The organism is Ligilactobacillus pobuzihii E100301 = KCTC 13174, assembly GCF_000349725.1.
GTDB classification, from domain to species: domain Bacteria; phylum Bacillota; class Bacilli; order Lactobacillales; family Lactobacillaceae; genus Ligilactobacillus; species Ligilactobacillus pobuzihii.
On the sequence record NZ_KB714699.1, the window covers coordinates 19,710 to 44,730 of the forward strand.

23 protein-coding genes and 1 pseudogene are annotated in these 25,021 nt (G+C 34.5%); 5 read left to right on the top strand and 19 right to left on the bottom strand.

Annotated features, from left to right (window positions below; genetic code table 11):
* Positions 1-71 precede the first annotated feature (71 nt).
* Positions 72-518 (top strand): MerR family transcriptional regulator, encoded by a 447-nt coding sequence (locus LACPOB_RS0108370; protein ID WP_017868390.1) that lies wholly within the window; start codon positions 72-74, stop codon positions 516-518.
* Positions 519-890: 372 nt separating this feature from the next.
* On the opposite strand, the pseudogene LACPOB_RS12505 reads toward LACPOB_RS0108370, so the two are convergent.
* Positions 891-1,016: pseudogene (locus LACPOB_RS12505) on the bottom strand (prevent-host-death protein); the annotation flags it as partial.
* Between the two features lie 998 nt (positions 1,017-2,014).
* Between LACPOB_RS12505 and LACPOB_RS0108380 the strand changes: the two are divergent.
* The gene (locus tag LACPOB_RS0108380) at positions 2,015-3,277 is read left to right on the top strand and encodes an MFS transporter (protein ID WP_017868392.1); all 1,263 of its coding nucleotides are present in this window, start codon (positions 2,015-2,017) and stop codon (positions 3,275-3,277) included.
* A 43-nt stretch (positions 3,278-3,320) separates the two neighbouring features.
* On the opposite strand, the gene LACPOB_RS12740 is transcribed toward LACPOB_RS0108380, so the two are convergent.
* The 3 genes from LACPOB_RS12740 to LACPOB_RS12300 form a co-directional block, all read right to left on the bottom strand.
* Complete coding sequence (locus tag LACPOB_RS12740) at positions 3,321-3,464, bottom strand: hypothetical protein (protein ID WP_017868393.1); 144 nt, start codon at positions 3,462-3,464, stop codon at positions 3,321-3,323.
* Positions 3,465-4,204: 740 nt separating this feature from the next.
* Positions 4,205-5,014 (bottom strand): Cof-type HAD-IIB family hydrolase, encoded by an 810-nt coding sequence (locus tag LACPOB_RS0108390; RefSeq protein ID WP_017868394.1) that lies wholly within the window; start codon positions 5,012-5,014, stop codon positions 4,205-4,207.
* Positions 5,015-5,465: 451 nt separating this feature from the next.
* On the bottom strand, positions 5,466-6,440 hold the full coding sequence (locus LACPOB_RS12300) for a YehR family lipoprotein (RefSeq protein ID WP_017868395.1): 975 nt from the start codon (positions 6,438-6,440) through the stop codon (positions 5,466-5,468).
* A 536-nt stretch (positions 6,441-6,976) separates the two neighbouring features.
* Here LACPOB_RS12300 and LACPOB_RS0108400 point away from each other — a divergent pair.
* Positions 6,977-7,498: a YagU family protein gene (locus tag LACPOB_RS0108400; protein WP_017868396.1), complete on the top strand. Its 522-nt coding sequence runs from the start codon at positions 6,977-6,979 to the stop codon at positions 7,496-7,498.
* A gap of 550 nt (positions 7,499-8,048) precedes the next feature.
* On the opposite strand, the gene LACPOB_RS0108410 is transcribed toward LACPOB_RS0108400, so the two are convergent.
* The 8 genes from LACPOB_RS0108410 to LACPOB_RS0108445 all read right to left on the bottom strand — a co-directional run bounded on the left by LACPOB_RS0108410 (position 8,049) and on the right by LACPOB_RS0108445 (position 15,478).
* Positions 8,049-8,417, bottom strand: a complete 369-nt coding sequence (locus LACPOB_RS0108410; protein WP_017868398.1) for a hypothetical protein — start codon at positions 8,415-8,417, stop codon at positions 8,049-8,051.
* Between the two features lie 64 nt (positions 8,418-8,481).
* Positions 8,482-9,069: a site-specific integrase gene (locus tag LACPOB_RS0108415; RefSeq protein WP_017868399.1), complete on the bottom strand. Its 588-nt coding sequence runs from the start codon at positions 9,067-9,069 to the stop codon at positions 8,482-8,484.
* A gap of 954 nt (positions 9,070-10,023) precedes the next feature.
* Positions 10,024-10,719: a hypothetical protein gene (locus tag LACPOB_RS0108420; RefSeq protein WP_017868400.1), complete on the bottom strand. Its 696-nt coding sequence runs from the start codon at positions 10,717-10,719 to the stop codon at positions 10,024-10,026.
* 274 nt (positions 10,720-10,993) lie between these two features.
* Positions 10,994-11,410: a MarR family winged helix-turn-helix transcriptional regulator gene (locus LACPOB_RS0108425; RefSeq protein ID WP_017868401.1), complete on the bottom strand. Its 417-nt coding sequence runs from the start codon at positions 11,408-11,410 to the stop codon at positions 10,994-10,996.
* Between the two features lie 5 nt (positions 11,411-11,415).
* Positions 11,416-12,816, bottom strand: coding sequence for a DHA2 family efflux MFS transporter permease subunit (locus tag LACPOB_RS0108430; RefSeq protein WP_017868402.1), 1,401 nt, complete (start codon positions 12,814-12,816; stop codon positions 11,416-11,418).
* Positions 12,817-13,057: 241 nt separating this feature from the next.
* A complete protein-coding gene (locus LACPOB_RS0108435) occupies positions 13,058-14,539 on the bottom strand; it encodes a family 1 glycosylhydrolase (protein WP_017868403.1) in 1,482 nt (493 codons plus the stop codon).
* A 218-nt stretch (positions 14,540-14,757) separates the two neighbouring features.
* Positions 14,758-15,111, bottom strand: coding sequence for a PTS lactose/cellobiose transporter subunit IIA (locus LACPOB_RS0108440; protein WP_017868404.1), 354 nt, complete (start codon positions 15,109-15,111; stop codon positions 14,758-14,760).
* 46 nt (positions 15,112-15,157) lie between these two features.
* Complete coding sequence (locus LACPOB_RS0108445) at positions 15,158-15,478, bottom strand: PTS sugar transporter subunit IIB (protein WP_017868405.1); 321 nt, start codon at positions 15,476-15,478, stop codon at positions 15,158-15,160.
* 156 nt (positions 15,479-15,634) lie between these two features.
* On the opposite strand from LACPOB_RS0108445, the gene LACPOB_RS0108450 reads away from it, so the two are divergent.
* Positions 15,635-16,348, top strand: coding sequence for a GntR family transcriptional regulator (locus LACPOB_RS0108450; RefSeq protein WP_017868406.1), 714 nt, complete (start codon positions 15,635-15,637; stop codon positions 16,346-16,348).
* Between the two features lie 856 nt (positions 16,349-17,204).
* On the opposite strand, the gene LACPOB_RS0108455 is transcribed toward LACPOB_RS0108450, so the two are convergent.
* From LACPOB_RS0108455 to abc-f, 4 genes are all read right to left on the bottom strand, one after another.
* Entirely contained in the window at positions 17,205-17,933 is a 729-nt protein-coding gene (locus LACPOB_RS0108455; protein WP_017868407.1) for an SDR family NAD(P)-dependent oxidoreductase, read from the bottom strand.
* Between the two features lie 507 nt (positions 17,934-18,440).
* Positions 18,441-18,941 (bottom strand): YbaK/EbsC family protein, encoded by a 501-nt coding sequence (locus LACPOB_RS0108460; protein WP_017868408.1) that lies wholly within the window; start codon positions 18,939-18,941, stop codon positions 18,441-18,443.
* A gap of 788 nt (positions 18,942-19,729) precedes the next feature.
* Positions 19,730-20,047 (bottom strand): hypothetical protein, encoded by a 318-nt coding sequence (locus tag LACPOB_RS0108465; protein ID WP_017868409.1) that lies wholly within the window; start codon positions 20,045-20,047, stop codon positions 19,730-19,732.
* Between the two features lie 270 nt (positions 20,048-20,317).
* Positions 20,318-21,814: a ribosomal protection-like ABC-F family protein gene (gene abc-f / locus LACPOB_RS0108470; RefSeq protein ID WP_017868410.1), complete on the bottom strand. Its 1,497-nt coding sequence runs from the start codon at positions 21,812-21,814 to the stop codon at positions 20,318-20,320.
* A gap of 422 nt (positions 21,815-22,236) precedes the next feature.
* Between abc-f and LACPOB_RS0108475 the strand changes: the two genes are divergently transcribed.
* On the top strand, positions 22,237-22,416 hold the full coding sequence (locus LACPOB_RS0108475; protein WP_017868411.1) for a hypothetical protein: 180 nt from the start codon (positions 22,237-22,239) through the stop codon (positions 22,414-22,416).
* 298 nt (positions 22,417-22,714) lie between these two features.
* Here the strand turns inward: LACPOB_RS0108475 and LACPOB_RS0108480 are convergent, their stop codons facing one another.
* From LACPOB_RS0108480 to LACPOB_RS0108490, 3 genes are all read right to left on the bottom strand, one after another.
* Positions 22,715-23,191, bottom strand: a complete 477-nt coding sequence (locus LACPOB_RS0108480; RefSeq protein WP_017868412.1) for a hypothetical protein — start codon at positions 23,189-23,191, stop codon at positions 22,715-22,717.
* A gap of 42 nt (positions 23,192-23,233) precedes the next feature.
* On the bottom strand, positions 23,234-23,515 hold the full coding sequence (locus tag LACPOB_RS0108485; protein WP_017868413.1) for a hypothetical protein: 282 nt from the start codon (positions 23,513-23,515) through the stop codon (positions 23,234-23,236).
* Between the two features lie 169 nt (positions 23,516-23,684).
* Positions 23,685-25,021 (bottom strand): dihydrolipoyl dehydrogenase family protein (locus tag LACPOB_RS0108490; protein WP_017868414.1); only part of this gene is annotated, 1,337 nt, incomplete at its 5' end.

Here is a 25,021-nt window from a genome sequence, read left to right on the forward strand (position 1 = left end):
ATAGAGGAAGGATCCTAACTTTTTTTAAAGTATTTCTATCTATCAAACAGTTCAGGTATAGGAGAGTTTTAATGGAACAATTTAACGCATATGCACAATGGCTGCATAGCATCATCGATCCGGATAAAATATTACTCAGTATTCGTGACGCTGCTCGGGCAAGTAATGTTACAGACGCTCAAGTGCGTTATTGGATCAAAAATGGCTACTTAAAAACTGTTAAAGCAGATAATGGTGCCATCAAACTACCCTTCACCCAAATCGGTAGTATTCGGATGATAAAATCCTTTTTAGATGAAGGATACACTTTAAGTGGTGCTGCACAAAAAACTAAAGAAAATAAAGATATTAGTCGTTCGATCCACCATTTACTGTCAGCTGGTATTCAAAATATTGAGCACCATGATGACAAAACCGTTTTTGATCTTGGGCCACTAGAAGATGAACCAGAAAAACATGTTTTTGGAGTCGAAACACCTGAAAAGATCACTTATATCATCAAAAATGTTTCGAATTAATTTTAAGCAAAAAACGGGCTGGAGAAATCAATTTTTGATTTCTCCAGCCCGTTTTTTATCAAGCTAAGGACATTTTGTTACAGTCCTTAGTTTTCCTGTTAGAGCAGCCTTGTGAAATTAACAAAATCTGACAGTATCAAAAGCAAAAACTAGCAAAATAGTCCTAAATTGGAAGGAAACTTTTGCTAATTTTTCGTTATTTTGAATATAGTCCATGAACAGTTGGCTGTAATTTTTCAAATGATTGTGTTGGTTGTTAAGGATCATCTTTCAAAATGGTGACTGTTTTTAACAATTGCTCTGTTAGATTCGATTTTTTTAACTTCTTCAAATCACCTTTAACGGAATTTTTAATCCCAACTTAATAACTGTTCACAGATTATCCCAATCAATTTCATCAATGTTAGTAAAGCCACTGTCATCATTCTCACGTTCACGAACTTTAGCCAGTGTGCCGATATTTTCTAAATATAAGGTCTCGTCGCTTGAATCCCAATCTTTTTTTGAGTTTCTGTATTTTTGCGAATCTCGCAAACGGACTTTAATAATGGCTTCAATGTTTAAAGCAAATTTTTTCTTAAAAATTTTTTTGAAATCAATAATTTTTTCAAGCGTTTGTTTACCGCTCTTAAAATTTCCAAAATACAATTCCCACACTGCTAACCATAGTTGCTGCGCGACTCTAGTGTCCCAATCAAATAATTTTTCGTCCAAATTGTTGAATTTTTCTCTTATAGCACATGCCTTGATATATGACTTACTGTTTAAATAGTTCTGAAAAACCACACCGTAATAATTTACCAATTCGTTATTAATTTGAAATGGGTCACTATATTTAGTTAAATAATGACTACAGTTCAGTTCCATTCGCTCTGTGATCGTTGAAATATCAAGCTTAAGTTGCTCATGTGTCGCAATCACTGGTACTAACATGCTGACGAGCCTAATTTCCTGAACCGTCCAATTTTTTTCACTCATTAAGTGATACATCAACACACGAATATTTTTAGATAGTGGAAACTCTCGATTGCTGTAAGTTGTTAACATTATCTCTGCAAAGCCAGCTACAATTTGCACTTGCGCATTTGTGCTGTTTTTATGTTGCTGTAACCAGTGAGCCAATGAACTAAAGGCATGTGTATTATACAAATAATTAACTTCTGTTAGCATTTGATCTACTTTAGATAGTTCATAATTATTATTGATATATTGAAATTCTGTCGGAGAAATTGCTAAATTATCGAGGATTTTTAAAAATTTACTAGCCTGAATGTCGTTTGTGCCACTTTCAAAGCGATTGGCAAAAGATCGTGAGATTATCCCCCCATAAACTTGTTTTTGTGATAATCCCTTGATTAAACGTATTTTTCGCGTAGTTACACCAATTTTTTCCATAGGTATCCCCTTTGTTGCATATGTGCAACATAATTATTGATATTATCCTTTATTTTACTGCTAAAGTTAACACAATCAAGCATAACAAGGGGGCGCACACTTTGGAAATTAGTTTACATGAATCAAACCAACAAATTTTTAAGGATGTTTGTAGTAATTTTATTAGTTCTCTCAGCAGCAATATGTTTACTTATGGCTTAGGACTAATGCTTTTAAACCAAACACATTCGGCTTTAAGTTTTGGAATCGAGCTGGCAATTGGCCCGCTAATTAGCCTAATCTTTATGATACCTATTGGCAACTTAGTGGATAAATACCCACATAAAAAAATTCTCCTTACCAGTCTGTTAGTTCGTGTTGTCTTTTTGCTTCTCTTAGCTGCTACACTGAACTACTTTGTCGGCATGCTTAAATTTATACCCGTGATCATTTTTGTGTTGGTAAATTCTATTGCGGTAATTTTTGCAACGACTGCATACTCTGCGTCTGTACATGAATTAGTTAACGAAAACAAAATTCATCAACTTAGTTCACTAACAAGTGCTACCAGCTCCTTTGCTAACATTTTTGCACCTGTCTTAAGCGTAGGTGTCTATTCACTCTTAGGTTTTCAGTCCTTTATATGGATTGAAATAGGCGCTTTGTTTCTTTCTGCTGTAATCATTTTAACTATGAAATTCCATTACAAAAACTCTCCTGCTAGTAAAAATATTAGCCAGCAAAAGTCACAACTGACAAACTTCAAAAAAGGCTTAGACTATATTACTCAACGTCCCTTAATAAAGAGTCTGATCGCAATTGCAATGCTTTTAAATTTTATGTTTTCTTCAATCAACATGGGGCTCCCTTATATTATTAATACTCAGTTGCATTTAGGTAACTCTCCTATTGGTATTTTAGATACTTTTAACGCAGTTGGTGGGCTGTTAGCTGGCTTACTAATGAACTTCGTCCCTGATAATAAAGCAAAGCGTAGTAGAATTATTGCTCCCTTATTTCTTTTCGGTGTTTATTTTTTATCTTTAGGGACAATCTTCAACTTAACCACAGAAATTAAATTAATTAATATTTTAGGGTCAATTACCATGTTTATAGGCGGACTGAGTATCTCAGTTTTAAATATCACCATTCAAATTCATATTCAAAAAACAACTCCGACAGCTATTTTAGGTCGCGTTAGCTCCACTATGAGTACTGCCAACACAATTGTTTTTCCGATTGGAACACTATTTTTCACTTTTATTTTTCAAAATATTAGTAATGGCGCGTTAATTTACTTAGTTTGTGGGATTATCTGGCTTTTAGTGATCACATTAGTAACTCCACGTTTAAATAAAATCATCAGCGTTGACAAAAATAGTTAAAAATGTGATAAATAATCAATATGAACAGTGCCTAAATTGTTACCTAATCTTTAATCCAATCAAAATATATAACCGGTGGTAAGCATACAACTGCTGTAGGAATAGCCAGCCATTTTAAACTAGGGAAAAGCATGATTAAAATCATTACAATTACAAAAACAATAAAAAAAATTGTGGATTTACGCATGGCCCTCTTCCTCCAATTGATCAAGTTTTGTACGTGAAATGTTGACAATATGTAATGTATTAGTGTTGAACTTTAATAATTTGAAATATGAAGCTTTCTTTACACCTAAAATTCGTTGAACGTAAACTACCAAAAATTAAGCTTCAGTGTCAAATACAAACGAGGAGTTGATCTTTATGCAGAAAGTTTTTTAATATGCCGTGTTTATACAAAATAAACTCACAATATACCTAACTTTTAGGGCCATATTATGGTTAAACTGCGCATTAAAAATAAAGTTCGTATAAAGACGCAATAACCATCCCTACCAGAACAAGAGTGGTTGTTTTTTCCAGATACGACAGCTAGCAAAGTGTTGAATGGCAACTTTTTTAGCGACCATTGCCTTTGTCACTCTTCTCTAACCAATGAGAAAATAATTTAATAACTATACTTACAATAGTACGCACAGCAGTGATAGAAAGAATACCGTGTAGCATAAACAACGATCCCTTTAAAAACAATTGCCAATTACGATCATTCATTTCATTGCTAATTCTGTCTAAGCAAATTTTGTCTAATTTATTAATCCATGATGCTAATTATGGAAAAACGTTATGAACAGTACATAAACTGATCCATAACGTTTTTTAGATAGTATAATTCTTCTTTTCCTAGTTTTCTATAGAACAGGTCTTGGACTTGCTTAATAAGTTTAGGAACTCTATTAACCAACAAGTCAATCGATCAACTTATACTTTTTAGATATTTTTCAACATTCTATCCAAATATTGTAAAACGCCCTGTTCATTATTGTTCCCAGTTTCGTGCTGGGCTATTTTTTTAACCTCAGGTGCGGCATTTGCCATCGCTACACCATCACCAACTGCTTCAAGCATTTCTAAATCATTTAATCCATCGCCAAAAGCACACATCTGCCTTAAGGGTATATTTAAAAGCTGCCCAAGTTTTTTTAATCCACTAGCCTTATGAACCCCAGGCTGAATAATGTCAAAATTTCCGTGCCCGCTAGTCGTTATTTCGCCTAAACCAGACAGTTGCGCTTGCAAATGTTTCATAAAATCAGTCGGATCACTAACCGAATAATTGAAAGAATATTTAGTGATCTCTTCAAAAATATTACTAAAAGAATGTACTTTTTGTAAATGCCTGTTATAATAACGTGCTGATCGAATAAATTCATTGCTACTGCTATTCAAAACATAGGCATCTTTAAAGCCACTCACAACTAGTTCATCAAATAAATGGGGATAAACATTCAAGCGCTTTAAAATTTCATTTGCTTGTTCTTGTTTGAAATAAGAACCAAAGTACTCTTTCTTCACGTCACGGATATAAGCTCCATTATCCGCTACATAAATTATTTCAGGAAAATCACTAAAAAAAGTTTGCAATTGATAGTATTGATTACCACTAGCTACAACAAACTGGATTCCTCTTTCTTGCATTTTTTGGTATAGGTTTCTAAAACATTGCTGATCATAGTCTTTTTGGTCGTTTAAAAAAGTGCCATCCATATCGACAGCCACTAGTTTATATTGGTCTATCATGTTGTTCCTCCCCAAATCAAATAAACGTTTACATCTAAAGTAACATATATTACTGATAAGAGCACTTTCCCTATCGATTAATCTAACTGGAATAATTTTTTAAGATTTTGACTAAAGGTTGAAAACACAAAACTAACCTTAACTCTTAATATAACTATAGCCGACACCAGTCAGCCCGCGGATTACTTTTTGACCTGTTTTACTAAGGTCTTAGGGTTACTTGAAGAATATCAAAAAGTTCTCCTTCATTTTAAATTCAACTCGATCTAACAGTTTCCACTTAACATCGTGGACAATTATCTTGACTCACAAATAAAAAGAGTCACCTATTTCATTAAACACGACCCTTGTCTGCAGCAAGATGCTGAATTTTATGGTTACTAAAAAAGGGACAAAGCGTTCATTTATCACAATGAACACTCTGACCTTTTTTTATTTTATATTGAGTAAATCAATCTTCTGTTGATCTTTTGCCAGTGATCTTACCATTCTCAACTTGAAAAGCAAACTCAGCTTGAATTCTTTGTTCTGCCTCATCCTTAGTAATATAATAAATGATCCCACGATCAGAGGAGGTTTGTACTTGATAAGGTTCCCCTAGTTTTTCAACTAATTCATCTTCACTGATCTCATCATTGATCTCGTCATATTTTTCAGGGCTAAACTTGTTGTTGTTAGCAGTCGGCTGTAATAAGAACTTAGATTGAACTTCATCTTTATCGTTGATCGTAACTCTAAAGTAATCGGATTTTGTATAGTTGGTATACCAAGTATATGAAGTATCACTGCTTCGGTCTGCTTTTCCTAATTTATCTTTTAATTCATTAACAGTTGTTCCTTTTTTTTCCTCTTTGCCACTCTTAGCAACAGCAATTTCATTATATTGTTTCATCGTCAATGGTTTTTTAACCTTCAACTCGTCCTTAGGGATTTGTTTGTACTTACCATCTTTAATTTTCTTATAACCTTGTTTTTTGATTAGATCTTCACTTTTTTCAAATGAAATATACTTCTTCTTACTATCTGAATCAGCAGATGTCGTCTCACCACTCAGCTTCAAAAAATCATCCACAGATGCTTCTTTTAAATCAACTGACACCTTTTCTTTCAAATATGAATCATGATATTTAATTTCGTCTTTAACACCCTTAGTATCATTATACTTTTGAACTTCATTTTTGATCTGATCTTTTGCCTCGCTTTTATTATTTGCTTTTAAAGATGCATATGTGATTTTATTGTCTGTCGTTTGTTTGACCACTTTATCATCTTGATAATAATAAGTTACACGTGAATCAACACCATTTTTAATCTGCTGAAAAGTAGCTTTTTCGGTTTTTTTACCACAGCCAGCAATTATAAGTAACATCATCGCTGCCACTAAAAGTATTTTGGTGAGCTTAAGCGGAACATTTTTTGCCTTCATAGAAATTCCTCCTTGTGTTGGTTGTCGTGCAGCTCAATAATTTTGCTTGCATCTAACTATTTTTCACAAAATAGATTTCAATAAATGCTAAACAGCCTTAATTTAGCACACATACAATTGTTTGTGTTAAATCTAATTCACAAGAATAAGTTTACTGAAAGCGGTTGAATTAATCAACTCATATGGTTATAAAAATGAAAAAATTTATTAATACTATTATTTAAAATACTTAGAAACCATTCTGGAGCCAAATAAAACGAAAACAAATTTAATCAACCAGTTGGCCTAGAAAAACCTAAACTTGCAACAAGCTAACGGTTATTTTAACTAAGTTTACGCTACGGTCTTAAACGACTTTTGTTCTGGAAAGTCATGCAGGTGCATGGCTTCTCTTTCTACGCTTTTAGTATATCATGACAGTTACTACTTTACATAACTACGACTTAATGGAAGTAGTGTCTAAGCAATCCTTAAATAAAGTGGTACAATTATGTAGCATCATACTTTTTTCACAATCTTTTAAGGAGGTAATTAATATGGCACAAACATCAGAAACATTTGGTCAAAAACTATGGCGCTCTATTTGGATTGGGTTAATTGGTGGGGTTATTTCTGGTTTTGTTAAAATTGGTTGGGAAGGATTAATGCCACCTCGAACTCCGTTACGTGATTTAACTAATCCGCCACAACATTTGATGCAGCAAATGGGGATTCCCTATAAAGTAACTCATGCTTATTTTGTCTATTCTGGCAATCACGTTCAATTTGTGAGTTTAATCTTACATTTTGGCTTTTCAATTGTATTTGCTATTCTTTACTGTTTAATTGCAGAGTATTGGCTAAAAGTTACTTTCTTGCAAGGCACAGTTTATGGGTTTGTAATTTGGATCTTGTTCCATATTATCTTATTACCAGCTTTAGGCACCGTACCGGGACCTTGGGACCAGCCTTTTGAAGAGCATTTATCCGAATTTTTAGGTCATTTGTTATGGGCTTGGACATTTGAAATTTGTCGTCATGATTTTAAAGCACGAGAAAAACATTTGGTGGTTGACTAACGCTAATTATTAAAAAGTTCCATGCTATCTTTGAATAGTAAAGTATCCCCTAATTGTTAGACATAAAAATCTAATAGTTAGGGGGTACTTTACTGTCGGGCTTTGATGTATCAATGTTTTCTTATTGCTGAAATTAAGAGCTTTTAGGCATTAGTTTAACATAATTGCGGTTATCTAAAGAAACTACTAGTAACAAATATAAAAAGAAATAGCCCAAAAACTATTAGAAGTACCCCAATTAGTAGAGAAACTATGTTGGCAATGTATTTTGTGTGTAGTTTTTTATCAATCCATTTTAAACCGAGAAGTAAAACAAATAGTAGATCGAAAAAATCAGTACCTGACGATCTATCTAGGACAGTGCCTTTCTTTTCATCATTTTTTGATAGAGCAAGGTAAATAAAAATTATTCCAAAAATTAAAAAAATAGCTGCAATAAATAAAAGAATGTATCTCATAAACAAATCTCCAAATCCATACTAAATTAAAGCAAGTATCTCTCTATACTCGCTTTTTAACCAGGGTCTATTTATAACAAATGGACCCTAGATTAATTGGCTTTAAATTGAGTAAAAAATGACGGAACTATGTCAGACAATGCTATTAAAAAAGTTAAAAAAAGCGTGAATGCACTGCTGGAAACAACTATAGAGAGCCAGTTTCCTAGTGTCAAAAATAAAACTACTAGCAAAGAGTCAAAGATTCCTCTAAAGTGCTTTATAGTTGTTTGGCGATTTTTTTCTTTAAAAGTTATATGTTTCTTCTCGAAAATAGTTGCTATGATTAAAAAAATAGCTGCTACGGATATAGTAACAAGGATTTGTAACCAGCCCCGGAACGAGTATGCTAGGGAAGTAAGTATAATTATAAACGGCAACCAAAATATTATTTTATATGAACCATATTTTGAATCGACCATAAAAAAGGTCCTCCAATCTTAATTACTAAAAACGTAACTTAGTTAGAAAACAATTTCAATTTATTCAGCCAAAGTCGATATTATCTAACATTTCTTCAGTACTGGCTTGATCTAAACCTAAATAAGCCAGGGTCATGGCTTCACTACTATGATTTAAGAGGTGCATGACCAGCCCAATATTGTAGTTAGACTGCATATAGACTCGGTAGGCCCCAGTTTTGCGCATGGTGTGAGTCCCTAAATAATCGAGATCTAAAAGATCGCCCACTTTGCGCATAATTTTGTAAAACTGCTTTTCGGTAATATGCTTTTCAGGGTGTTGGATTAACGGAAAGAGCCAGGGCGAGACTAAATTTTCTTGCTGTAACCAGTTTTGGTAGGCTAGTAAATCGCCAATAATGGGTTTTAAGTATAAACGGTTAGCTTTGCCGGTTTTTTGGTCGTGGAGAAAGGCATTCTGCCGCACATTTCCCTGTTCGTCAAAGACATCTACCCGTTTGAGCCGGAGAATGTCACTCACACGCAGTAGAGTTGCCTTGCCCACCTGGAAAATCGTATAGTTGCGGACCCCGGCTTTAAAATCTTCTAATAAGCATTGTTGGACCTTGGCTAAAACGTTGGAATCTTTGATCGGTAAAACTTTTTGTTCCATGAAAAAATCGCTCCTTTTTTAGGGGCGATTTTGTTAGTTTTTTGCTTCTTTTTGCCCCTTGAGCACTTTACAACTTTTTCTAAAATTTAAAGTACAAAAAATGCTGAATAGTTTTTTAACGAAATCACAACTGAACGTAAGTCATGAAAAGGAAAGACTGGGACAAAATTAGCTGTGCAATCCTAAAAGGGCCGCCGATCTATCCCATTAATTAAATGAGGTAGATTGGTGGCCCTTAAACGTGTTCCAAAAGATTGAAGCCTTACTGCAACAACGATTGCTTTATTCTGGTTCTCCACTTTGTTACGACTCAAAATAAAGTAATCATCGTTACAAATCGGCTACAAAACATCTTTTGTCTCACTCTCAAGTCAAAAACATGCCACTGTTACTAGAATTTCTTCAATTACTATGTCACTTTTTTCAACAGTGTTGTCGGTGCTGACCATCAAAAATATTGCAGTTTGATTTTAACCATGTTGCCTATCTTTTGAAATAACTTTCCCTCCAATCCCTGCCTGCTTGGCAAGAATTGCAGGATAAGGGGACAAGTGCACACAAAGACGCTCTAAACCGTGCCATTACTAAGAAACAAATTTTTACTAGTCCGGCTCAGACAGCCCAAAAATATCAAAATTTTGCGATCATTTTGCAGTTCATACCGGACGTGGGTTCAAGAACTCGGGAAAAATAGTTAAAATTTGTAAAGTACTATACTGCGATCAAGCTTTATATATTGTCTATTGAGCATAAGGTTAACAGAAAAGGTTAGTTAATAGAAAAAATTATGCTCATATACTGATATTAGGATCTATATAATGGCCCCTAAATTAATACTGATCGTTTTTATGTGAAATGTCTGTTGCTTTCATCTTTTCGAGTTCTAAATTAATAAGTTGTTCTTTCATTCAATTGCAAATTAATCTCATAGATGAATGGGTACCTGCTGCAAAGTTATTCTAACATTCCCTTATTTGCTTTGGCTTTTTCTGCTGTTTTAAATAAATAACCTTGCATTTCCATATTATCCGCATTGACTGCTACAATTTCAGGAGTTTTCCGAAAGGTACTGACATAAAAGCCAAGATTATCTCCTTTATCATTCCAATTTTGTAAAACTAGCATTTTTTGTGGCTGCTGATAAACGTCTTTAGCGTCCGGATCTACGTAAGCATATTTGTAAATGTCAGTATTTGCTTTTACCTTTCCCTTCTCACTTGCGGCGTACAAAATATTAGTAAAGCCATTTTGTCCGCTTGCCTTTAAAACATTTTGATAAATCTTCAAAGTTTCAACCTTTTCAGTCGCCGTATCATAATAATACCAAACACCATCAAATTCACTTGGAATTATAAGTTTCTGCAAATCGTCCATAGTTAGCTGGGTAGAACTTGCTTTATCATCTAGTGCAGCTTGTTGGGTATTTGTTTGCGAATTTTCCTTTGAATTTGACTGCTTTTTTTGAAGTGAACTGCTAGTAGCAACGGTTTTCTGTTTATTAGCTGTTTCAGTTTTTGTTTGTTGTTTATTACCGCTGTTAGCAAAAAAATATGAAACGGACACACTGAAAATTGCTATCAGTACAACTATTGGCGCTAAATAATATATAAAATTATGTTTTCTTTTTTTCATGTGCTTTTCTTTACTCATTCTTACATCCCCTTTTTTTATCAATATTAGCACATAGCTATTTTTTGCTTGATGTAATAGCTTTGCCAGAAAAGAAAGAATTCAAGAAAAGTAAAGTTTAAGCGTTCCATTCTCCGCTTAAAAGAGAGTTTATCTCGCAAACACGATTCACTAGCTTTGAGAAAATAGCCCCTAAGGTTGTAAATTATCCTTATTGGCCTAAACATCAACGAGATTCTTCAGTGTTAAATAAGAGGGTCTATTTCTCACTAATGGACCCTAAATAAAGAACACTTTAAAGTAAATGTTCTAATGTGATTAGTTCATTAATTAATTCTTGTTTTTCCTCTTTACCCAAAATTTCTTCAATTCGTTTTTCAGAATCATTTAAAAAAGAGTTAACTTTGATTTCAATTTTTTGCGCTTTAGGCGTTAAAGATATCTTTTTTAATCTACTGTCCTGTTTACTAGAAGTTCTGATGATCAACTTTTTTTGTTCCATTAATCTAAGAATATTAGTTGCGGTTGACTTGCGGATATTGAATTCAGTTTCGATATTTTTTTGGTAAATTGATTTATCTTGAGGAAAAGAACTTAAATAATCAATGATACTCATTTGAGTATCTGTTAAGCCTAAAGTCCGTGCATATTGATCTAATTCTCGGTGTAAAACGTTTTGCGTTCTTTGCAGTGCTACACCAAACCTTTTCATTATAATCACTCCTTAACTAAGTCAATCTTTTTAGTTGCTTGATACAGCAAGTATACGGCAAAAAGAACTAAGATAAATAAAAAGAATAAAGCAACTTGAGCTCCAGCCGTAGTCCTTCCAGCAGTAGATGAAGCAGTACTTATTTGTTGTACAAATTGCATAATGGCTGAGATTATAGAAGTTCCTACAGCACCAGAAAATTGCTGTGCCATGTTAAAGAGACCATTGCCGTCAGCATTCTGATCCACGGTTATTAGATTTAAAGAAGTGGTCATAATATTTCCCATAACTAACCCGACTCCCAGCATGATTATTAAATAAAAGATAATGATCAACAACGAAGATAGTTTACTAGCAAAAATAAAAAACAGTAAACTGCCAACAAGTTCAAAGACAGCCCCAGTCAAAATAGGCTTTCTAGCACCATAATTATCTAACAATCTTCCACTGACTGGGGCCAAAATCGCACCCAGTGCGCCACCAGGCAAAACTAATAAGCCAGCTGTCATGGCGGTTGAACCATTTACAAGTTGAATATAGTTAGGCAAAATGAAAGAAAGTCCTAAGGTATTGATTTGAAAGAGAAAATAAGCACTAATACCTTGTGTAAACCTAGTTTTTTTAAATAAACGAATATTTATCAGAGGTTTTTTTGTAGTAAGAGAATGTTTTATAAAGAACACTAAAAAAATAATGCCAATTAAAAAAGGAAAAATAAAAGACAATGGTTTTTTCTGAATAGCTGACAGGTTACTAAAGGCTAAGATTAATCCACTAAAGGTTAAGGCGATACTGATAAAGCCAGGTAAATCTAGTTTAGTATGTGGTTTAACGTCAGAATTTTTGGAAATAAAAATGCTGCCTAGAATAAAAAAAATAATAATAACCGGAATAATTAGGATAAAAATATACCGCCACCCTAATGAGTTAACTACCAAACCACCGAAAGTAGGTCCCAAAGCAGGCGCAATAGCTGTGATCATAGTGCCAATTCCCATGAGTAAGCCTCTTTGATTAGTGGGAGCCTGTTCTAAAATAATATTAAACATTAAAGGAAGAGCAATACCAGCAGCCGCTCCTTGAATAACACGGCCACTAACTAATAAGGCAAAGTTGGTAGCACTAGCATCAATAATCAAACCACTTAAAAATAGAAGAACTGCGATAATAAAAAGGCTTTTAGAAGAGAAATTTTTCTTTAAAAAAGCTGATAATGGCATAATAACTGACGCAATTAACAAATAACCCGTTGTCATCCATTGCACGGTTGCTAAATTGACATGGAACTCCCGCATCAGAACAGGAAAAGTAATATTACCAGCTGTTTCTATTAGAACACCACAAAACGACATTAAACCCGTAGCAACAATAGCAAAAATCAAATTAATATTTAACTTTTTCGACATAAAGATCCTCCTTGATTCCTTAAAAGTTAGCTTGCTAACTAATACAGAACGATTTTACATCTTAAAAAAAGAGAAATCAATTATAAATAATAAGAGGATCCACTTGTGAGAAATAGATCCTCTTATTACTTTATTTGTCAGTTTTTTAATTTATATACTCATTTATCCATGGGTAAAATTTTAAAGACTTTATTTTCACTTGAACGTTTTCCCTGATATAGATATTTATAAAATTCTCTACTTATTGTAAATCTATACCATTAGAAGAAATTACCTTTTGATACCAACTAAATGAGTCTTTTTTGTATCGTTTCATTGTACCGTTACCTAAATCATCACAATCAACATACACTAAACCATAGCGTTTTTTCATTTCGCCAGTCCCGTTTGAAACCAAATCGATTGCACTCCAGAGCGTATAACCCATTAAATCGACTCCATCTAATTCAACTGCGTCTGACATTGACCGAATTGCTGCACGTAAATATTTGATCCTATAATCATCATGAACTGTGTTGTCAGCTTCAAGCTTATCAGCCCAACCAATACCATTTTCAACCACCCACAAGGGTTTATGATATCTATCCCATAATGTATTTAAAGCTAAACGTAAGCAATCTGGATCCGTAGCCCAGCCCCAAGCATTAGTTTCCAAATAAGGATTAGCTACTCCGGCCACACCTAAATTACCACTGGCTTCATCATCATTTGGATGCGTTGTTATCACAGCTGAACTATAACAAGAAAAGCTTAGAAAATCAGCCGGATATTCTGCTAACAACTCATAATCTTGGGGACGATCGTCCAGCCTGATACCTTGGCGTTCATATTTTTTCAGGCGATATTCTGGGTACCTGCCGCCAACCTGAACATCTGCGTAAAACAAAGTGTCTTGTTGAGCTTTCATGACCTCCACTTGGTCAGCTGGATCACAAGTATAAGCATAAACCGGTGCATATGCCAGCATTTGTCCCACTTGCATCTCTGGATCAATACGGTGTGCTGCTTTTACTGCCTTAGCACTAGCAACAAACTGATTATGCGCACCACGTGCACGCTCTTGCGGTGTTGGAGCGGTCAATCCGCCACCCATATAAGGCGCTTCATCCATAGCGTTGATCTCATTAAATGTCGTCCAATATTTAACCTGTCCTTTGTAGCGCTCAAAAACAGTGATCGCGTAGTTTTCAAAAAGGTCGATCAATTTTCGATCAGACCAACCACCATATTTTTCAATTAAATTTAACGGCGTATCATAGTGGGATAAAGTTACCATCGGTTCGATGTTATATTTATGACATTCAGCAAAAATTTGCTCGTAAAACTTTAACCCTGCTTCATTCGGTTCTTTTTCATCACCATTAGGAAAGATACGTGACCAGCTGATCGATAATCGGAAAGCTTTAAACCCCATTTCAGCCATTAACTTGATGTCTTCTTGAAAATGGTGATAAAAATCCGTACCATGATGGCTTGGATAGTGGTGACCTGGCAAAATAGCTGGAGTTGCATCAGCAGGTACATTAAATTCTTCTCCCCAAACTAAAGGAGAATCACCAGTCGTACCATCTTCTTTTTTCCAAGTCACTAAACGTGGCCGATCTACTGCACCATTAGTTAATACGTCAATAGCATTAAGCCCTTTACCATCTTGGTCATAACCACCTTCATATTGATTAGCTGCTGTCGCGCCACCCCAGAGAAAATCTTTTTTAAAACCCATCATTGTCCTCCTTTTCGTTAGTTCGATCTTCTATATATAAAAAGGACAGAAGTTGCCAAATTTCTTTGTCCTCTCCTGTCCTTTCTTGAATGTTAATTCATAATTGAGTTACGAAACTCAAAAAATCACTTCTAGCTAACTTCAATACCAAATTATAAAAAACACAAACTGATATTAATCTTGGCTAGTATTCGCTTCTAGTTGAGTTTTTCCAATCTTTATTTTTTAAGCTCATCAAGTTGTTCATAAACGTCAACAAAATTAGTTGCTAGATCCACAAAGGTAATCGCTGTCATCAAATGATCCTGTGAATGTACCATCAATAATGTAACTTGTGCATGCTCGCCTTGTGCTTCTTTAGTCAACATCCCTGTTTGGGTATTATGAGCTGAAACTAAGGCTTTTTGAGCATCGTCCAATTTATCATGGGCCTTATCAAAGTCGCCTTCCTTAGCTGCCTTAATTGCCTCAACTGCAAATGATTTAGCATTACCAGCGTTGACGATCAATCCCATCGTTGTCTGCATTTGCTCTTCTTCAGACTGTTGCGAATTCTTTTCTTCTTCGGCCATTTTGAACCTCCTGCTTTTTACAACAAAAATTTATTATTGCTAATAACTATTCACCCATTAAATCATATGCTTGTTTGATAACCTTGTCGCCTTGCATCATACCATATGCTTGCATATCAATAACAGCAACTGGAATATCTTTACCATCTACTTTTTTCTTAAAATCGTCTTCCATATAACGAACTTGAGGTCCAAGTAAAATGCAACTGATATCTTTACTTTCCAATTGGTCATCTGCCTCGGCAGCTGGCACAGCGAAAACTTCAGCATCTTTGCCCTCATCTTCAACTGCCTTTTGCATCTTAGTAACTAACAAACTCGTACTCATACCAGCAGCGCAGCACAACATGATCGTTTTTTTAGCCATAATAAAGACCTCCATCTTTATCCTTATTTTTTACGCTTTGTTAGCGCAAGCAACATTTACTTCTTGCTTAATAAAGCGCTTTCTATTACAATATAGTTATATCATATTGGTACTAATTTTACAAGTACCTTTAACTACATTAAGGAGGACAGGTCGATGGTGCTGAAGTACAAAGAAATTGCCCAAGATATCGCTCACAAGATTGCAAATAATGCCTTTCAAAACAAGCTTCCCAGTGAAACTGAATTAATGAATATGTATGTCGTCAGCCGGAACACCATCCGTAATGCAATTGATGTCTTGTATGACCAAGGATTGATCAGCCGGATACAAGGCAGCGGATATTTTATCAACCAACCATTACATAATGGAGACAATTTAATGAACTTAGCAAACAAAGTCGGAATGAATGCCTTAACTAACGAAAAGCCAGTTACATCAAAGGTCCTAGATTTTGAAAGTCGTCCAGCTGGTCGAGAGATCGCAAAATTTTTACGCTGTGACCCAGATGAAACTATCTACTATGTCAAACGCCTCCGTTGGTCTAAAGATAATCTCCTGAGTCTTGAAGAGGCCTACTATCTTCGGAAAGTCGTGCCATATTTAAACGAGAAAATATGTTCTCAATCGATTTTTGCATTTATCATGGATAATTACAATATCGAGATCGTTAACGCAGACGAATATGTCAAGATCCATCATTTAACTCAAAAAGAAGCTACCGAATGTGGTCGAGCAGTCAATGAAGCAACTTTACAGATCGAAGAAATTAATTACCTTAAAAACGAGCGACCTTTCAACTATTCTAAAACTGCTTACTTTCAAGATGACCTGACCCTTTACTATCATATCAGCAATCACTTGCACTAAAAAAATGTCAATTTTTGTCCGGAGGCTTTTCCTAACAAAACAAATATATATTAAGAAACATGATCATTTTCTCTAGTCGATTGGAATTATTTTTGAATCTGAAAATGAGCAAGAAAACATTGATCATGAATGAAGCCTTACTCATTTACTTTTTTCTTGAAAAATAGCTAACATAACAAATAATAGACACATTTTATAGTGCTTTTAACACGAAATACCAAGCCCCCTATCTTTTCTGTAAAAAAAGGTACGGCATTGCTGTAGTAATTATAAAAGGCACAAATAGTTCAAAAACAAAATCGTGAAACAGCCATACTACCAGTAGAGCTACTACACCTAAGATAATTCTTAAAAATACCGTCAAAACGATTTAAAATCGTCTGACGGTATTTTCTTGATATGAAGACTTCTTACCGAATAATAGTAACAAAATGATGAGAAAAATAACGTCCCAAGTTACAATTTGAAAATATGCAAAAGAGAGTCACGGCAATATAAAAGAGATATGACAAAAAATTAATAAAACCATAATGACATATGATCAATACGGGACATCTCGACTTCTTTAAGGCTAGTATGTCGTATCAAGATAAAGTATTATAATTAATCGATTTATTTGCAAATGATGTAGTTGCGAGAAAATTAAGTAAAATTTCTTGAAGATCATGTAAATTAAGTTTCAAGCGCTAAAAAGACAGCTCTCACAAAAGCTGCCTCATAAAAATATTAAGACTATTTAGTACGAACTTATCCATATTGAGTAAGGCTGAAGTAATTGAAAAATCCCATCAACTTCATACCCTTAAAATACATAAGAAAGCTTACTTCTTAACTTTAACCACTAATCCGATTCCGATTAGACAACTGTCCAACCACCGTCAACAGTAATAACTTGCCCATGAATATAACTGGACTTATCACTTGCTAAAAACAGAGTCGCATTTACTATATCTTCAACTTTACCGTTACGCTGTGCAGGTAAATTATCAACAATTAAGTCACTAGTGTTATTATTCATATTTGTTGTAATTCTGCCTGGTGCAATTGCATTTACCCGTATACCTTGAGTACCTAGCTCGTATGAAATCTTTTTGGTTAAACCAATTACCCCGTGTTTAGCCACAGTATAGGCAACACCGCCACCATCTTGCTGTAATCCGGCAACTGAAGCAACGTTAATAACGTTACCACCACCGTTTTTAATCATTTTTGCAGTGACCGCTTGAGTAAGTAAAAACATGCCTTTAAGGTTCGTATTTAATACTGCGTCCCACATCTCTTCAGTTGTTTCTAAAAATTTTTGATATTTATCAAAAATCCCCGCCGTGTTAATCAAAACATCAATACGGTCAACTTTTTCCCACACGTTTTTTAAAGCGTTATCAATTTGAATTTTACTTGATATATCGACCTTGTATCCATAAAAAGAACCCTTAAAAGCACCAGCATTTTGTTCTTCTTGCTTCAGTCCTTGCTCATTAAAATCGAAACCAAAAACAGTGTCTCCTTGTTCCAAAAAAGCTTCTGTTTGTGCCTTAGCCATTCCGGAAGCAGCACCAGTAATAATAATATTTCTTGAAGCCATAAAAAAAGTCCTCCTTAGAAAAAAATAGTTTACGCAACATAAAAAAATCCCTACGTTAAAGATTTTGTTCATAAGCTTTAACGAGAAAGCGCTATCCATAGCGTATCACTTATTTTTAGTGAGTCAATTAAAAAGTGTTATTTCTAAGGACAAAAAGGACGATCTCCGACTGAAGTTACCGTGATTTGAGTATCATGAACTGAAACTAAATTTACGTTACATTTTAAAATATAACTATTGGTCGTGATAGTTAGCTACGTTTTAGAACCATAAAAGTACATGGCTTTAGTGTTGTTGTATTGCATCTTGATTAGTTCAGGAAAAGTTTTGTCATGCTTAATTCTGACTTTTTTCGACACAATTAGATTAGGCAAAGTGAAGCTAAGCTAAAATTTCAATATCAAAAACTTAAGTATAATTGAATTTGTATCAATTATAGATAAAAATAAATCAGTAATCATAGTACAATAACCGCAAATCTACACCACACGCAATAACTTATAAATATTAAACCGAATCTACTTCAATGACTTTGTGCTTCATTATCTCTATCATTTTTAAAAGATCACTATATTGTATAATAACTGTTTCCATATTTGTATTAGGATGGATACCGATCAAATTAACTTCTTGTAATTCGCGATCTAAAACGACAGTAACTTGATTATCGGTGTCATGTATCAACCCCAATGGAGTTACATAGCCTGGCTTTAATCCTAAAACAGTAGCTAGTTCTTCTTCAGTTGCAAATATTAATTTACTACGACTAACCTGTAATTGTGGTGCAAGGGATTTAAAACTAACTTTCTTTTCGCCAACCAATAAATACAAGAAAAATTGTTCAGATTTTTTCTTTTTTAAAAAGAGATTTTTTATTACTGGAAAGTTAACCCCTTGCAAATTTACTACGTCTTTAGCAGTCCAGACAGCATCATGCTGTATTTCACTGTATGGAATCTGATTTTTTTGTAAGAAAGTGATAGCTTCTTCTCGTGTGGCCAATGACATAATTATTCTCCTTTGAATGATTTTAAAATTCTAAATTAAAAATTATTTTTAGGACTAACTTTTGTTAAGAAATATAGAAACAGAAGTTCAAATTTTTCTATTTTGTTGTAATGTTTCTCCGAATAGCAACGTTATCTCTTTCAGGTATCGAATGTAAATCTATTGATATGATTTATCTTTTACTAGCATTATATATTAAAACAACCACTCCAAAACAGAGTGATTGTTTTAATATACTGTGAACGCATTTACTAATAGCGATTATGAAAAACATTTAGCTGATATAAAAGTAGGTAAATAAGAGATAGTAGGCAGATTGGATAGCAAAAAATCATAGTTCTCCAATACTTATGGCGCGGTTCAAAACGATTGGAAATATCATACCTAAGATCAAAACACATAGTTAGCGATATTTTGATTATAAGAGACTCCATTATACAGATTCATCAAATAACTAGATGTAATTTCTAAAGCAACTACTGCACTGACTATAATCGCTTGAGAACTTCTAACTGCTTTTTATCAATTTCACCCCTAAGTCTATTCGGCTGCACTTCATTCAACTAAAAATATTTAGCCTTAAAATTTAAAATTTATTCCCTTAAGCCCGCTGAATGCTCCCGCCAAAGATAAGATCACCGCTAGAACGAATAGGATAATTCCAAATATTCTTCCAAACCCTAATTTATTTAGCAGCTGTGTTAGACACAAGCTTATGGTTGCAATAATGGATATAATTTATTTCCTAGTTAATACAAAGATAACAAAAAGAGACTTAGTAAAAAAGATTACTTTATAAATATCTTTTCTAACCGTTTAGCTATCTCTTTATTGAAAAGAATACATAGCATACCTGCACTAGATACTAAAATAGAAAGGCTGCCTGATAGGAAAGCAATACTGACAGGGACAACAACACACCCTAAATACATAGTTATCTCTGCTAAATTATCCTTAATTTTAATTTTTTTTGCAATCCTGTGTCCCTCCTTTATTAACTCACCTAAGAAATGTCTATAAAGATCACTTAACGAAATTAAGTTTTGAATGTCTGATAACGCCTTATTGTTTTCCCAACTAGATAAAGTTTGCCAAAATATATACAATTTTTGGCATCTCATTTCTGTGTTAATTTTAATTTAAAACGTTTATCTTTGATTTTATCACCTAATTTCATAAGTTTCTCCCTCATATAATATCCTACAAAAAAAAGTAATTATTTCTATAAAATATCTTTTACAACTCAATAAAATTAAGTAAACTAACTCTCACAACACTGTGACTATCTAAAACTACCAGCATACCAGCTCCAGTCTTTTTATATATCGACCCACAATAATTCTCTTGAATTATTATCAATGGTCTAACATCTTCTTTCACCTTTTCAACTGAACAAGTTCGTTTGTCACCTTTTTAATAAATTGTTGGTCATGTTCGATCAACAAAAGCGTTGGTTTAACGTCAGCTATTAATTTGATCAATTGATTTTGATTATAGATATCCAAATAATTTAACGGTTCATCCCAAATATATAACTCAGCAGGTTGTGAAAGTGACTTAGCAACTTCCACCCTTTTTCTTTGCCCCATACTCATATTTTCGATTTTTTGAGTAAAGACAGAACGTTCCACACCTAATTTATGCAAATTATTTAAAAACATCTCATAATCCAGTCCTTGATTCCTGGCAAACTCCGCTAAATAACCCGGGTTATATTCAAAATCTTGTCGGATATAGCTGATTTTAATTTTAGGGGGAATCCTAACTGATCCGCTTTGCTTACCAGGAAAATTACCAGATAAAGCTTCGATTATACTGGTTTTACCAATACCATTAGATCCCATTAGACCGACTTGTTGTCCTCGCTCAATTTCAAAAGTAACTGGTTCAAATAATCGACTTTCTTCATAAAAGAGCTCTAGGTTTTCCACACGCAGTAGTTTTTGTTGGTGACCTGGTTGAAAATTAAGAGCTAACTGGTCAATTTGTTCAATATTTTTTAATAGTTTTTCCTTATTTTGTATTTCATTTTCCATTCTTTTTTCGAGTACTTTGGATCGTTTCATGACCCGTGCTGCACGAGCTCCAATGTGACCCGTATCAAAAATGGCACCACTACCTTTTTTACGTGGATCACCTCGTTTGTCCTTTTCACGTGTCCCTGACCATTTTTCTTTTTCAAGGGCCGTTTGCTTTAGTCGATCAATATCTTTTTGTAATTTTTCGTTTTGTGCGATCTCAAAATTATCTGATAATTGTTTTTCTTGCTCATAGGTCGCATAATTTCCATGATATAGGGAAATTTGTGCCTTTTCTATTACCAAAATATGATCACAGATTTCATCGACAAACTGACGGTCATGACTTACAACAATGAAGCCTTGTTTCTTTTGGCTTAAATAGGTCACTACTTGTTTTCGACTTTCTAAATCAAGATGGTTAGTTGGCTCATCAATTAATGAAAAATGGTTTTGATCAATAAAAAGTAGCGCTAATTTTAATTTTGTTTGTTCTCCACCTGACAAGCTTTTAAATGGCCGCCATAATATTTCTGGATCTACCTGCATCAGGTTAAGTTCCTTTTCTAATTGCCACTCTTCAAACGATGCCACCTGACCTAAAGCATAAATTGCTAACTGACCAGGATCGATGATCTCCTGTGGAAAGTAATTAAAAGATACTTGATGGGAAATTTGCCCACGATATTCTAACTGATCTTGTAATAATTTTAGCAAAGTCGTTTTTCCACGACCGTTCCGCCCGAATAATCCCAACTTCCAATCCGAATCTAAATTTAAGTTAGCTTGTTCAAACAACTTCTTTTCCTGCCCTGGATAACTGAAAGTTAACTGTTTTATTTCAATTTTAGACATTAAAAATCTCCTTGTTTTCTGTGCCTGCAAGGATAGGTTTTTTAAGGTAATTTAACTTGCTGGGAACTTTCAGTCTTTTTACGGGACACAAAAAGACCCACTACATTAAAATAATTTACCTTTGCAACCATCAAAAGTTAACACCCATTAAAGGGCACACTTATGCCTTGTCTTTTATCGATAGTTTTAAAAGATAAATTAGTTTTTCAATGTTTGGATCTCTCACTTTCGCTTTAAAGTTACTGTTAGTATAACAAGAACCTCGTTAATATTCTATTAAAACGAAGCTGCTTATTCAATTTATTTATAAAAATATATAGCCCACAATTATTTTAATTTGTTAAAGATATTTGAAACCTATTTCAATCTGATCAAAATAATCGCATAATGAAAGTAATTACAAAGTGCAAGGGGATGTCTTTTTGATTTTTGAAACAATTAAAACATTAGCAGCTACTAGAAATATTTCATTGTACACACTTGAGCTTGCCTTAGCTTTGCCCGCTGGAACATTAAAAACTTGGAATCAAACTGCACCTTGCAATAAATTGGCCGAGGTTGCTCGTTATTTTCAGGTTCCTATAGAAACACTTTTAGGATAAGTAAATTAAACAATCTAAAATTAGTTCTGCTATGAAATGATTTTTATCTTTTTATAGCAGAACTTTTTATTTACACTGAAAGTAAGCGAGACAAAAGGCATTTTAAAGCTGGCTTGTAACGACGATTACATTATTTTGGATCGTAGCAAAGTGAAGAACCAGCATAACGCAATCATTGTTAAAGTATGGCTTATATCTTTTGCAACGCTTTAAGGACCGTTGATTTAACTCATTTAATAAGTTAGATCGACGGCCTTTAGAATCGAGTAGTTAATTATTTTCCAGCTTTCTTTTTAAATTAATTTGCTCCTATTTTAGTCAAATACTCAGACGTAATAGTGTGGTTTTTAACATAACTATAGATCTTATAACGTTGGCTTAGTAAAAAATTTCTCTGAGTTTTAGTCAGATCCTGTTGGTCACCTTTCAAGGCTGACCAAGTTTCAGGAATTAAATTCACTACCCCAACACCCTTTGTAACTAAATTATTAAAAGTATGTTTGTCACTTTGTTCGATTCCTGGAACTTGTTTTAAACCAACATATTTAAAGTAATATTTAATTACATAATGATATGTCGTTCTTTGTTCATCATCTTTTTGCTTCGGTTGTACTAGCTGACCGTTTGGAAAAAGCCAGATTGCTTCTTCACTATGATCCGCAAATTTTAAATCATCGTCTGCGGCGACAAATTTAGCTAATGCTTTCGGGTCAAACAACGGATTTGAGTATGTGTGTCTGTCAGCTAGCATCGTTGAATCACTCTGCTTGCCCATGAGTCTACTTCTCTCCTCTAATTGTTCTCTCTCAAAATATTTTTAAGGTTCTAAGATCTTCGCTAACTTGTTTAGGTCTTCTTGACTAAAATTAGCAAGGGATTGGTCAAATCCCAGGTCTTTTAGACTATTATCCATTTTTTCTTTACCAGAATTTAGTTTATCCAAGATTTTTCCATATTCTTTAACTTTTTTACTCAACTTTTCTTGATCTGGCTGATCTTGCTCACGTAGCTGATTTAACGCTGCAATCGTCTGATTCAATTTATTTGCCTGTATAAAATAGTCGATTAAATACTGTTTTGCCTCGTCTTCAGTATTCACTTAACCCCTCCAATAATAATGAAATTCCAAAATATTGCCGCTAATTCAATTAAGACTCAACTAATAGTTGATTTAGAATCGCTCAGAAAAACAAGCAATTCGACCTACCCGACTCCAACGCTATTGTGCAAACTAACATAGTAAGGGTTGGAATAAGACCACCTATTTACTAATAAATATATTGCAAATCACTTGCTGTAGTTGGGTATGACCATAGTATATGTTTAACTTTTTTTGCCGTATATTCTTCTCCGATCAGTACTGTCAAATAGTTGATCATTTCGTCGGCTTCCATACTCAAACATGCACCACCAACTACCAGCCCACTCATTTTGTCGATGATCAGCTGTACCAAAGGCTTCGTTTCATGTTGACGTTTATAAGTGATCCAGTCTGACATATCAACAACTTTGACCTGATAGCGTGCTAGATCCTTTTGTGCCTGACTTTCCGTCATACCAACTTGAGCTAACTTTGGTAATGAAAAAACGACAGTGGGAACCAACGGATAGGTGATCTCATCATCGCGCCCCGCTATTTGAGCAGCAACATATTTAGCTTCGATACCTGCCACTGGCGTCAATTTCGGTATTGGTGAAGCTGCTGCATCGCCAATAGCGTATATATGTGCCGCTGTTGAACGCAAATGACGATCCACGATCACACCTTGTTTAGAGTACTCGACTCCTGCTTGTGTCAGCCCCAGATCGTCCACGTTTGGTTGGCGGCCGACCGCAGCAAATACCATATCTGTATCTTGCTGATAATCATTTTCGCCATGAATACGGTAACCTTTTTCAATTGATTCAACTTCTATTACATTTTGATCAAAAACAAATTTAACGCCTTGATTTGACAATTGCTCCACTAGAGCCGTGACTAGTTTTTGTGGAAAAGCCTTTAGTGGGCGTGAATTATGCACTAAGACTGTCACCTTAGCGCCAGCTGAAACCGCAATACCTGCCAGCTCAAATGCGACATAGCCGCCACCAATGATCGTAATATCTGCAGGCATATCGTCTAAGTCTAGGAAATCAGTACTTGTTTTTAAAAATTCTTGTCCAGGAATATCCAATAAAGCAGGCCGTTGACCCGTTGCGATTACAAAATTACTAGCTTCTAATAACTGCTCCCCTACTGTCAAAGTCGTATCAGCGACAAATTCAGCATGACCGACATAGGTTTGAATCTGTGAATTTTCCATACCTTTTTTCGTAGCCGGACTGATTTCTTTTGTATACGCGCGTTTATTTGCCATCAGAGCTGGCCAATCAAGCGTTATTTGTGAGTTCAATCCATTACTTGTTAGCAATTCAGCCCTTTTTTTAGCTTCAACTGCTGTATATAAAATTTTCTTTGGATCACAGCCACGATTAGGGCATGTCCCACCCCAAAGGTCTTCTTCAACAAGTGCAACTTTTTGCCCCTTACTTTTAATGGCTGACGCAGCAGCTGTGCCTGCCGGTCCTGCACCAATAACAACTACATCATACTTTTCTGCTAATT

Excerpts from the sequence above, each read along its gene's own strand:
- LACPOB_RS0108410 (WP_017868398.1), bottom strand. The coding sequence starts at position 8,417 with ATGGTCGATTCAAAATATGGTTCATATAAAATAATATTTTGGTTGCCG.
- LACPOB_RS0108480 (WP_017868412.1), bottom strand. The coding sequence starts at position 23,191 with ATGGGCAAGCAGAGTGATTCAACGATGCTAGCTGACAGACACACATAC.
- LACPOB_RS12740 (WP_017868393.1), bottom strand. The coding sequence starts at position 3,464 with ATGCGTAAATCCACAATTTTTTTTATTGTTTTTGTAATTGTAATGATT.
- LACPOB_RS0108425 (WP_017868401.1), bottom strand. The coding sequence starts at position 11,410 with ATGAAAAGGTTTGGTGTAGCACTGCAAAGAACGCAAAACGTTTTACAC.
- LACPOB_RS0108390 (WP_017868394.1), bottom strand. The coding sequence starts at position 5,014 with ATGATAGACCAATATAAACTAGTGGCTGTCGATATGGATGGCACTTTT.
- LACPOB_RS0108455 (WP_017868407.1), bottom strand. The coding sequence starts at position 17,933 with ATGGCTTCAAGAAATATTATTATTACTGGTGCTGCTTCCGGAATGGCT.
- LACPOB_RS0108460 (WP_017868408.1), bottom strand. The coding sequence starts at position 18,941 with ATGTCATTGGCCACACGAGAAGAAGCTATCACTTTCTTACAAAAAAAT.
- LACPOB_RS0108420 (WP_017868400.1), bottom strand. The coding sequence starts at position 10,719 with ATGAGTAAAGAAAAGCACATGAAAAAAAGAAAACATAATTTTATATAT.
- LACPOB_RS0108370 (WP_017868390.1), top strand. The coding sequence starts at position 72 with ATGGAACAATTTAACGCATATGCACAATGGCTGCATAGCATCATCGAT.
- LACPOB_RS0108400 (WP_017868396.1), top strand. The coding sequence starts at position 6,977 with ATGGCACAAACATCAGAAACATTTGGTCAAAAACTATGGCGCTCTATT.
- LACPOB_RS0108430 (WP_017868402.1), bottom strand. The coding sequence starts at position 12,816 with ATGTCGAAAAAGTTAAATATTAATTTGATTTTTGCTATTGTTGCTACG.
- LACPOB_RS0108450 (WP_017868406.1), top strand. The coding sequence starts at position 15,635 with ATGGTGCTGAAGTACAAAGAAATTGCCCAAGATATCGCTCACAAGATT.
- LACPOB_RS0108435 (WP_017868403.1), bottom strand. The coding sequence starts at position 14,539 with ATGGGTTTTAAAAAAGATTTTCTCTGGGGTGGCGCGACAGCAGCTAAT.
- LACPOB_RS0108445 (WP_017868405.1), bottom strand. The coding sequence starts at position 15,478 with ATGGCTAAAAAAACGATCATGTTGTGCTGCGCTGCTGGTATGAGTACG.
- LACPOB_RS12300 (WP_017868395.1), bottom strand. The coding sequence starts at position 6,440 with ATGAAGGCAAAAAATGTTCCGCTTAAGCTCACCAAAATACTTTTAGTG.
- abc-f (WP_017868410.1), bottom strand. The coding sequence starts at position 21,814 with ATGTCTAAAATTGAAATAAAACAGTTAACTTTCAGTTATCCAGGGCAG.
- LACPOB_RS0108415 (WP_017868399.1), bottom strand. The coding sequence starts at position 9,069 with ATGGAACAAAAAGTTTTACCGATCAAAGATTCCAACGTTTTAGCCAAG.
- LACPOB_RS0108440 (WP_017868404.1), bottom strand. The coding sequence starts at position 15,111 with ATGGCCGAAGAAGAAAAGAATTCGCAACAGTCTGAAGAAGAGCAAATG.